The following is a 7,966-nucleotide window of genomic DNA, read 5'->3' as shown; positions in this document are numbered from 1 at the left end:
CACCGAGCCTAGGCGAGGTGCCGAGTGGTGGGGCAGAGCGCTTTTGGTTACTTTTGGCGCTCTTCCAAAAGTGACCCGCTGTAAGAGCGGAACCATAATCCGCCGTTACGCAAAAAACGGATATACACACTACCCCTGACCCCCCCACCCGTAAAACGATAGAACATCACGACTGGTTCACAGCTTTCCGAAGGGGCGTTTCCCCAGTTCCGCCCTATTTGTAGTTTCAGCTTGTAAGCCTTTGCCTAGTGTTACGTAAGCGATCAGTTCCTAATCGGCGGGATAGACCGCTATAAACGCCGTGATATTTTTGTATTGCGCTGATTTATAACGAAAATTTGTTGATGAACGTAGTGTGACAGAGCAAGCCACCTGTATCAGTCGCGTTGCACTCGCCTGGGAAAATACTAATATCAGTCCTGTGTCGACGGACAGACACACCTGTCACGGACGATGGGAAGGAAGGATATCGCAGGACGCGATTCATCAGGATGATGAAAAGGATTAAAGGGATTAGGGAAAAAATGTGGGCGGGTCAAACCGCCCCTTTTTTTTGCCTGCGATTTCTTGGTCCGAAAAAGCAAAAAGGCCCGCAAGGGGCCTTTTTCACGGAAGCAGCAACGATCAGCGTTCCAGATCCTTGAGCTTGCCTTCCTTGCCATCCCACTCTTCAGCGTCCGGCAGCGCATCTTTCTTCTCGGTAATGTTCGGCCAGATGTCCGCCAGTTCGGCGTTCAGCTCGATGAAGTTCTCCATGCCGGCCGGCACTTCGTCTTCCGAGAAAATGGCATTCGCCGGGCATTCCGGTTCACACAGGGCGCAGTCGATGCACTCGTCCGGGTGAATGACCAGGAAATTCGGCCCTTCGTAAAAGCAGTCCACCGGACACACTTCTACGCAGTCGGTGTACTTGCACTTGATGCAGTTGTCGGTGACGACGAAGGTCATTTCTAATTCTCTCCTCAGGCGGCGGCAGCGAAGCCCCTTCACGGTGGGGTCGCCAGGTTCGGGAGCGATAGTCTGCGAACCAGGCTAATAGTTCGCAGCATCCCAAACCGCGCGCGATTCTAACAGCTTGAAAGCCTGTGTGTTAGATCCGTGTCTTCAATGTATAGAGTAAATCCAGTGCCCGACGTGGTGTCAGGTCGTCCAGATCGAGCTTGGCCAGTTCATCGAGTACCGGATGCGGCAGGCTGGCGAACAGGTCGCTTTGCTGAGGTGCGGCCGGTTTGCCTTTGGTCGGGCGCGGTGTTTCATGAGGCAGGCTGGTGGTTTCCAGGCGGCTCAGGTGCTCGCGAGCACGGGTAATGACCTCACTTGGCACGCCGGCCAGTTGTGCGACTGCCAAGCCGTAGCTCTGGCTGGCCGGGCCGGGCAGCACGTGGTGCAGGAACACGATGCGTTCATTGTGCTCGGTGGCATTGAGGTGAACGTTGGCCACCAGCGGTTGGCTTTCCGGCAACACGGTGAGTTCGAAGTAATGGGTGGCGAACAGCGTGTAGGCCCGCAGGTGCGCGAGGCGCTCGGCCGCTGCCCAGGCCAGGGACAAACCGTCGAAGGTGCTGGTACCGCGTCCGACTTCGTCCATCAGCACCAGGCTGCGTTCGGTGGCGTTGTGCAGGATGTTCGCGGTTTCGCTCATTTCCACCATGAACGTCGAACGTCCACCGGCCAGGTCGTCGCTGGAGCCGATGCGGGTGAAGATCCGGTCCACCAGGGACAATTCGCAACTGGCCGCCGGAACGAAACTGCCAATGTGGGCCAGCAGCACGATCAACGCGGTTTGGCGCATGTAGGTGGATTTACCACCCATGTTCGGACCGGTGATCACCAGCATGCGGGTGTTGTCGTCCAGGCTCAGGTCGTTGGCCACGAACGGCGTGGTCAGTACTTGCTCGACCACTGGGTGACGACCCTGGCTGATGCGCATGCACGGCTCGCTGACGAAGCGCGGGCAGTTGAGGTCCAGGTTCAGTGCGCGTTCGGCCAGGTTGCTCAGCACGTCCAGTTCCGCCAAGGCGCCGGCAGTGTCCTGTAACGGCGGCAATTGGCTGATCAGGTCTTCGAGCAACGCTTCATAGAGCATCTTTTCCCGGGCGAGGGCGCGGCTCTTGGCCGACAGCGCCTTGTCTTCGAACGCCTTGAGTTCCGGGGTGATGAAACGCTCGGCGCCCTTGAGGGTCTGGCGGCGAATGTAGTCGGCCGGGGCCTGTTCGGCCTGCTTGCTTGGCAATTCGATGAAATAACCGTGGATGCGGTTGTAGCCGACTTTGAGGTTGGCCAACCCCGTACGGGCTTTTTCCCGGGCTTCGAGGTCGATCAGGAACTGGCCGGCGTTCTCGCTCAGCGATTGCAGCTCGTCGAGTTCGGCATCGTAGCCGGTCTTCAGCACGCCACCGTCACGGATCACCGCCGGCGGGTTATCGATAATGGCTTTTTCCAGCAGCGCGGCCAGCTCAGGGTAGGTGCTGGTGGTGCGCGCCAGTTGCTGCAGGTGCGGCGCTTCGAGGTCGGTCATCGCCACTTGCAGTTCGGGCAAGGCGCCGAGGGCATCGCGCAGGCGCGCCAGGTCGCGGGGACGGGCGTTGCGCAAGCCGATACGGGCGAGGATTCGCTCGATGTCGCCGATTTCCTTGAGCTGCGGTTGCAACTGCTCGAAGCGATAACGATCCAGCAGGCAGGTAATGGAGGACTGGCGCGCCAGCAGCACGGTCAGGTCTCGCAGCGGACGGTTCAACCAGCGGGTCAGCAGGCGGCTGCCCATGGCGGTCTGGCAGCGATCGACCACCGATTGCAGGGTATTGTCGCGCCCGCCGGCGAGGTTGGTGTCCAGCTCCAGGTTGCGACGGCTTGCGCCGTCCAGCACCACGGTGTCATCCAGGCGTTCGTGCCGCAGGCTGCGCAAGTGGGGCAGGGCGGTGCGCTGGGTTTCCTTGGCGTAGGCCAGCAGGCACCCGGCAGCGCCGATGGCCAGGGTCAGGTTCTCGCAACCGAAGCCCTTGAGGTCTTGGGTGGAAAACTGCTGGCAGAGACTTTTCAGCGCCGAATCACGCTCAAAATCCCACGGCGCTCGGCGCCGCACGCCACGGCGTTTTTCTGCCGGCAGGTCTTTGGGCCAGTCATCCGGGATCAACAGCTCCACCGGATTGACTCGCTCCAGTTCTGCCAGCAGGTTTTCCCAGCCCTTGATTTCCAGCACCGAGAAGTTACCGCTGGTGATGTCCAGCACCGCCAGGCCGAACAGGCGTTCATCGCCCAGCACGGCGGCGATCAGGTTGTCCCGGCGTTCATCCAGCAAGGCTTCGTCACTGACCGTGCCCGGGGTGATGATCCGTACGACTTGGCGTTCCACCGGCCCTTTGCTGGTGGCCGGGTCGCCGACTTGCTCGCAGATCACCACGGACTCGCCGAGTTTGACCAGCTTGGCCAGGTAACCTTCTGCCGCGTGGTAAGGAATCCCACACATCGGAATGGCCATGCCCGCCGATTGCCCACGTGCCGTCAGGGTGATGTCCAACAGCTTGGCGGCCTTCTTCGCGTCCTCGTAGAAGATCTCGTAGAAGTCGCCCATGCGGTAGAACATCAGCTGATCGGGGTGCTGGTTCTTCAGGCGCCAGTATTGCTGCATCATCGGCGTGTGGCTGGAGAGGTCGTTCACGGCGGTATTCATGGGTGTCAGGCGAGCTCGTTGAAAGGTGTAGGGCAAAAGGAGGGGCATTGGCCCGGCTTTTCCGCGATGGGCGCAAGGTTAACATGGGTGGTCGGGGGGGACCCAGGCGCGAGTGGTTTTTGGGATTGGGGGCTTATCCGTTTTTTCGGTAACGGCTGCTTAGGGTTCCGCCCTGACGGCGGCTCACTTTTGAAGAGCCCGGAAGCCGGCCCAGTCAAAAGTAAGCAAAACGCTTTTGCCCCACCACTCGGTGCCTCGCCTAGGCTCGGCATGCCTGAACGAAGGCATCGTGGTTAACGGGGCGCCCCAGATCAAAAACAAAATCGAGGCGGCCTAATAGCCGACCTGGTTCTCCCGGTCGTACACCCATCATATCTGTGGGAGCAAAGCTTGCTCGCGAGGCGGCCTGACAGCCGACCTATCTCTCAGGCTGTACCCCGATCCAATGTGGGAGCGAGCTTGCTCGCGATGACGGTAGCCAAGACAACTTAGTTGTATCTGAACTACCGCTATCGCGAGCAAGCTCGCTCCCACAGTGATTACTCGGGTTTCTCTTAGGTCTCGGCTTGCATCATGGATGCCTACCTCACCTCGACCACATCCAACGCCCGATTCGCCAGCAACTGGCTCAGCTCGATCATCTGCTGGACCCCCAGCGCGATATTCCGTCGCGAGCCCTTCAGGTCGAATGCCAGGTCGCTGACCATGGCGTTGGCCGAGGCCAGGGTTTCGCTGAGGTTGGCGAGCAGGCATTCGGCGTCGATGTTGGGGGCGATGATGAAAAGGGTGTCGGGTTTGTCAGAGGTTTCCTTGTCGTTTTTCGGCCTGAGGTAATAGTCCAGGGCGCGGGTGGCCGCGTCGTCGAGTTTCTTGGCGTTGGCCGATTGGCTGCGGGAGACGTGATCGTCTGGGGGATTTGGAGTGTTCTTCGGCATTCTATGGATCCTTGAAGTTGAGCCACCACTCACTCGCGACTAAACGAGGGGCGGCAGCTGTACGCAGGTTAGTCGACCGGGGATCCAAGGAACCGGCGCGCCCGAGGGCGCCCTGCGCACAGCTACCATCAAGTGCAGGAATAGAAGTACCTGACTGAATGGAGCAATGAGCACCTTGGAATACCGAGCGACTAAACCCGATCACTGATGGGCAGTGACAGGATCAAAAGTACCGATGGGCCCCAAGGCGCACAAGCCGGCGGATTCTGGCGTAGTTGTAGGCAGAGGCGCAAGGAAACGTAGCCTTGCGTCACACATTTGAAGGACAGGTTTGGAGTCTTTTCTTGGGGGCGTGTAGGGCAAATCCCGGGTGGGAGAGTTTGGCTTTTGTAGGAGCTGGCGAAGCCTGCGATCTTTTGATCTTTCGCTTGAGATTCAAGTGTCTGGGGAAAGATCGCAGCCTCGTTGCACTCGACAGCTCCTACACATTGCATATTTATGCAAAACAGCATTTGTCTTCTGCGAAAAGAACAAGCACTATGCGCGTTATGCAAAAACGCAACGTTTCTACCGTATTAAGAGCATTGCTCGATCAGCACGGGATCTCCCCCACGGAGCTTCACCGGCGTACCGGCGTGCCTCAGTCCACCCTCTCGCGGATCCTCAGCGGCAAGATCGTCGACCCTTCGGATAAACACATTTCGAAGATCGCCGAATATTTTGCCGTGAGCACCGATCAGTTGCGCGGGCGCGCGGACGTTGTGCCCGCTGGCAATACTCGCCGTGACGAGCCGCATTCCGAACTCAAGGACATAAGCCTGTGGGACGACGAAACACCCGTCGAAGAAGACGAAGTGTCGGTCCCTTTTCTGCGCGAGGTTGAATTGGCTGCTGGATCAGGAAGATTCGTCATCGAGGAAAGCGAGCGCTCAAGCCTGCGCTTCGGCAAGCGCAGCCTGCGCCACAACGGCGTGCAGTTCGACCAGGCCAAGTGCGTGACGGTGCGCGGCAATAGCATGTTGCCGGTGCTGCGCGACGGGGCCACGGTTGGGGTGAACGCAGGCAAGTGTGGGATCGGCGACATCGTCGACGGCGACCTCTACGCCATCAACCACAACGGCCAACTGCGGGTGAAGCAGCTTTATCGCCTGCCCACCGGCATCCGTCTGCGCAGCTTCAACCGCGATGAACATCCGGACGAGGACTACACCTTCCAGGAAATGCAGGACGAGCAAATCGTCATCCTCGGTCACGTCTTCTGGTGGGGCATGTACGCCCGTTAACCCCTGCGCTGTCAGATAAAACCCGCCGTCGTGCGGGTTTTTTTTCGCCTCCTGAAAACCCGCAACCCCCGTGTTCCCAAGGGCTTCATGCATTTGCGCATTCTTCATGCATAAATAAATGCATTTACGCATTGACTGTATATGCATCCATGCATATTCTGTGTCCAAGCCGCTCGACAAAGCGGCTGGCAACGAAGCTCTTTAGTTCCACCAACAGGCAGCGATGAACCGGCCTTAACGGTTCAGAGGGTTGGCAACTGACCCGGGTGTGCAGCGTAAAGCACCAGAAGCAGTTATCCGGCGGGCAGGGACCGCGGCCGGAGGAACAATTTGAATGGATCCGTACCGCGCCAGTCGCGCCGAAAGATCAAGCGCATTACTGAAAAGCCTGGGCGACCGGGCTTTTTGGAATGCCTGTGCCGTGAGGTACTTCAAACCGCTGTCAAGGGAGAGGTCGCCAAAGGTATTTAGCCAATGACTTGGCGCCATCCCATCTTCTTATCCGGAAAAGATCCCGGTCCTACCCATTCATCAATCACCCCAGGAGGCGTGACATGACAAACGAGCAACAAGCGTTGCTGGACATGCCGATCTGGCTGGTCATCGTGCTCGCCCTGGTGGGCGGGGTGTCCGGCGAGATGTGGCGCGCCGACAAGGAGGGCGCCCGTGGCTGGCCGTTGCTGCGCCGCGTGGTTCTGCGCTCCGGTGCCTGCGTGGTCTGCGGCGTATCGGCAACCATGCTGTTGTACGCCCTCGGCATGTCGATCTGGAGCGCCTGCGCCTTGGGTTGTCTGACCGCCATGGCCGGTGCCGATGTTGCGATCGGTCTTTACGAGCGCTGGGTCGCCAAGCGGATCGGCGTCTGCGACGTGCCACCGCGGGACCTTCCTCCCGACCAGCACTGAGTCGGCAGCGCTGATTCATACAAAAGGAGGCGATCAATGCCAGCCCTCATCGAAAAACCGTCGCAGTTGTTCTCGGCCATTGCCCAGACATTGCGCGCTACTTATCCCGCCCTGAAAGTCGGCAGCCCCCAGGAGTTCGATGGCACCGACGACCAACCCTGGGTGCTGATTGCTCTTGAGCGTGATGCGCCCGGCCACCGCGCCAACGACGGGCGCATCGCTCATCTCCTGACGGTTTCCCTGCAAGTGGTCATGGCCGTGCCGGGGTGGGAGGCCTGCGACTTGGCCGCTGAGCTGAAACACCTGGTCATGGATAACCGTTGGGGGCTGTCGGGCGATCAATGCGACCTGCCCACGGAGCTCGATGGCCTGCCGTCCACGTTCATCAACCCGGCACGGCAATACACCGCCTGGACCCTTTCCTTCAACCAAGCCCTGTACCTCGGCCCGACGCTGCTGGAGGACCCACTGGGCATCCCGAAATTTGCCCGTACCTGGGAAGTGTCGAACATCGACGACCCGGACCAATACACCGCACTCGAGGGCTAAGCCATGTTTGATGCGCTGTTACGCATGCATCTGGGGCCGATCATCGAGCGTCTGGCGCAGATGGAAACCGAGCTGGAAGACTTGCATCGGCGGGCGGAGAGTTTCTGCCGCATCGGCGTTTGCCAGGAAGTCGATGCGGCCCGCAACACCTGCAAGGTCAGCCATGGCGGACTGCTGACCCCAGCGATCCGTTTTTTCAACCCGAGCGCCGGCGCCCAGAGCGAGTCGCGGATTCCGTCCGTGGGCGAGCAATGCCTGTTGCTGAACCATGGCGGCGGCGAAGGCGGCGGGCAGGCGGTGGCGTTGTTTGGTCTCAACGGCGGTCAGTTCCCGCCCGTCTCGACCCAGGCCTCGCTGACGCGACGCCTCTATCAGGACGGTACGGAAAACAGCTACGACCACGCCAGCCATGTCCTGCACTGGCAAAACGGCCCGGCGGCGTTCAGCGGTTCTCGTGATGCCCTGCAGTTGAACATTGGCCCGTCGCGGCTGGCGATGACGCCCGAGACCATCGAATTGCAAGTCGGCGCCGTCGGCATTCGTCTCGACGCCTCCGGCGTGCACCTGAGCGGCCCGGTGGTGGATCACCAGGGACGCGTCATCAGTACCGCATAAGAGATTTCC

General features: G+C 59.8%; 7 protein-coding genes. 4 read left to right on the top strand and 3 right to left on the bottom strand.

Annotated features, from left to right (window positions below):
• Positions 1 to 624 precede the first annotated feature (624 nt).
• From fdxA to AC09SL_RS20585, 3 genes are all read right to left on the bottom strand, one after another.
• Positions 625 to 948, bottom strand: a complete 324-nt coding sequence (gene fdxA / locus AC09SL_RS20595) for a ferredoxin FdxA (protein ID WP_003198291.1) — start codon at positions 946 to 948, stop codon at positions 625 to 627.
• 142 nt (positions 949 to 1,090) lie between these two features.
• The gene (mutS, locus tag AC09SL_RS20590; protein ID WP_165826047.1) at positions 1,091 to 3,658 is read right to left on the bottom strand and encodes a DNA mismatch repair protein MutS; all 2,568 of its coding nucleotides are present in this window, start codon (positions 3,656 to 3,658) and stop codon (positions 1,091 to 1,093) included.
• Between the two features lie 593 nt (positions 3,659 to 4,251).
• On the bottom strand, positions 4,252 to 4,605 hold the full coding sequence (locus AC09SL_RS20585) for a DUF6124 family protein (RefSeq protein WP_058542521.1): 354 nt from the start codon (positions 4,603 to 4,605) through the stop codon (positions 4,252 to 4,254).
• 548 nt (positions 4,606 to 5,153) lie between these two features.
• Here AC09SL_RS20585 and AC09SL_RS20580 point away from each other — a divergent pair.
• From AC09SL_RS20580 to AC09SL_RS20565, 4 genes are all read left to right on the top strand, one after another.
• Entirely contained in the window at positions 5,154 to 5,888 is a 735-nt protein-coding gene (locus AC09SL_RS20580; RefSeq protein WP_058542523.1) for a LexA family transcriptional regulator, read from the top strand.
• Positions 5,889 to 6,442: 554 nt separating this feature from the next.
• Positions 6,443 to 6,793, top strand: coding sequence for a phage holin family protein (locus AC09SL_RS20575; protein ID WP_058542520.1), 351 nt, complete (start codon positions 6,443 to 6,445; stop codon positions 6,791 to 6,793).
• Between the two features lie 36 nt (positions 6,794 to 6,829).
• Positions 6,830 to 7,342, top strand: a complete 513-nt coding sequence (locus AC09SL_RS20570) for a hypothetical protein (RefSeq protein ID WP_058542519.1) — start codon at positions 6,830 to 6,832, stop codon at positions 7,340 to 7,342.
• Positions 7,343 to 7,345: 3 nt separating this feature from the next.
• On the top strand, positions 7,346 to 7,957 hold the full coding sequence (locus AC09SL_RS20565) for a phage baseplate assembly protein V (RefSeq protein ID WP_058542518.1): 612 nt from the start codon (positions 7,346 to 7,348) through the stop codon (positions 7,955 to 7,957).
• The last annotated feature ends 9 nt before the right edge of the window (positions 7,958 to 7,966 follow it).

The organism is Pseudomonas sp. PF05, assembly GCF_056521845.1.
Note: the sequence above shows the minus strand (reverse complement) of the source record. Positions and strands in the feature narration are given on the sequence as shown.

Coding starts and splice junctions, on each gene's coding strand:
- fdxA (WP_003198291.1), bottom strand. CDS start 948: ATGACCTTCGTCGTCACCGACAACTGCATCAAGTGCAAGTACACCGAC.
- AC09SL_RS20585 (WP_058542521.1), bottom strand. CDS start 4,605: ATGCCGAAGAACACTCCAAATCCCCCAGACGATCACGTCTCCCGCAGC.
- AC09SL_RS20580 (WP_058542523.1), top strand. CDS start 5,154: ATGCAAAAACGCAACGTTTCTACCGTATTAAGAGCATTGCTCGATCAG.
- AC09SL_RS20575 (WP_058542520.1), top strand. CDS start 6,443: ATGACAAACGAGCAACAAGCGTTGCTGGACATGCCGATCTGGCTGGTC.
- AC09SL_RS20570 (WP_058542519.1), top strand. CDS start 6,830: ATGCCAGCCCTCATCGAAAAACCGTCGCAGTTGTTCTCGGCCATTGCC.
- AC09SL_RS20565 (WP_058542518.1), top strand. CDS start 7,346: ATGTTTGATGCGCTGTTACGCATGCATCTGGGGCCGATCATCGAGCGT.